This window comes from Pasteurella testudinis DSM 23072, assembly GCF_900176075.1.
In the GTDB taxonomy this organism is placed as follows: Bacteria; Pseudomonadota; Gammaproteobacteria; order Enterobacterales; family Pasteurellaceae; genus Chelonobacter; species Chelonobacter testudinis.
In genome coordinates this window covers 1-1,885 of sequence record NZ_FWWV01000059.1, presented here as the reverse complement: position 1 = coordinate 1,885, position 1,885 = coordinate 1, and the positions used below count along the sequence as shown (strand labels likewise).

General features: G+C 38.2%; 1 protein-coding gene. It reads left to right on the top strand.

Features of this window, described 5'->3' with window-relative positions; genetic code table 11:
- On the top strand, positions 1-1,376 hold a 1,376-nt coding region (locus tag B8880_RS14480), incomplete at its 5' end, for a Tle-like phospholipase domain-containing protein (protein WP_418889036.1).
- Positions 1,377-1,885 lie beyond the last annotated feature (509 nt).

The following is a 1,885-nucleotide window of genomic DNA, read 5'->3' as shown; positions in this document are numbered from 1 at the left end:
AAACGTATAAAGGGGGCGGTTACAATGGCATACTGATGGAGGATGCGACGGATAACCAGCGCTTGGATTTGCAGGCGCAGAAGGATATGAATACCTATGTGCTGAATAATAAGCAGACCCAGGTTAATGGCCAGCATATTGAGTACATCGCAAAAAAACAGAATATCTCAATTCAAGGTAATCGTAAGAAACAGATTGCAAAAGATGAGTTATCGACGATTACATTGAATAATACCGTCAATATTTCAGGGAATAAGAAAACGGTTGTTAATAAACAATTATTAGTCAGTTCAAAAAATGGTGATATTTGCTTGAGCACAGGCGGATCGCGCATTACGATAACCAAAGCGGGCATTGTTGCGATAGAAGGAAGTGGTGAGGTTAAGTTAAACGGGCAGCAACTTTATTTAAATAGTAGTGAAGTCAGCAGTAAGCTTTTATCAATTGAACAATTAATGGCAGCAACATTAGCATTAGCCGGAGAAAATGGTAATTCATTCGAATCAAAAGCGGAAAAACTTGCCAAAGAATGGGAAACGCAATCTAACAAAATAGCCGAACTCCGTGCAAATGGGCAAAATGAGTTAGCAGATCAGCTGGATAGAGAAAGAAAAGCATTACAGATGGCAATCCTTTCTAAAGCGGCTTATCAGCCGATAGGTAGTGAACCCCCTGTGGGCTGGAAAGAAATAAGTCAACAACCAGAAGAACTTTCTAAATATAAATTATCCCTAAGTGACCTTCCTATAGATAAAGGGTTTCAGGCACGTTTTTTTGCACCTGATTCAGCAGTATTTGGTGAAAATTTTAAATCAACGATTGCATTTAGAGGCACAAGAAATTGGGAGGATTGGGAAAATAATATTCAGCAAGGTTTAGCGTTGGAATCAGACTACTATAGGCGTGTGGGGGATATTAGTAAAAAAATTCTCGAATCTGGATATGCTAATGATATGGAATTTACCGGTCATTCTCTAGGCGGCGGATTAGCCTCGGCAGCGGCAATGGCAACCGGCTCTAAAGCAACAATTTTTAATGCGCCAGGGGTGCGAGATATTACAGTAGAGCGTTATAACAGAATCATTGCTAATAATATCGAAGCATATAATATTAAACATGAACTATTAACAAGAATGCAAGTTATTGAAAAACCTGAACTTACTTGGGATTATATATCTAAAGTACCGTTAACTGCTCCTGATATCGCTATTGGTGTGCTACTACCTAATGCACGCTCTAGCACTAGCTATGAGTTGCCGGTTCAAACAGATGAACATTGGTTTCCTGGCGTAGATTCTTACGTTGATCATGGAATAGATAAAGTGATATCTGCATTAGAAAAACAGTTATTAGAAGGATTTAAATCAACTTTGTAGGGAGTCAAAGGAGAGATGTATTATGAAAATTATTTGGAATTTACTCTTAAGTTTATTATTGGGAGGATGTATGTTTACTGATAGTTATTCAGTTACTGATTTTTCAACAGAGCAGCAACCGTTGATCCGCGCTATTCAAAAAGGGGATCTAGAACAGGTCAAAAATTTGGCAGTAACAACGGATTTGAAGACATTAAGCAAGCGGGGATTACCGATTTTAACTGTAGCGATGTATGAAGCGCGTAACGATAGAAATAGTCATAAATCTACACCTCGCTTAGATATTATTACCGAGTTGATGAAAGCGGGTGTGCCGTTTGATCAACGAGGGGAGTTTTCGGATTCACCATTAAGTATAGCGCTTGCGCAAGAACATCCTGCTTTTTTAGAGGCAATGCTCAAAGGAGGATTGANTCCAAATTATATACAAGAGTATTCACCTATTATTTTTGACATATTAGGCAATTATCATTTGGAACATGTGAAAATTTTAGTTAAATATGGTGCTA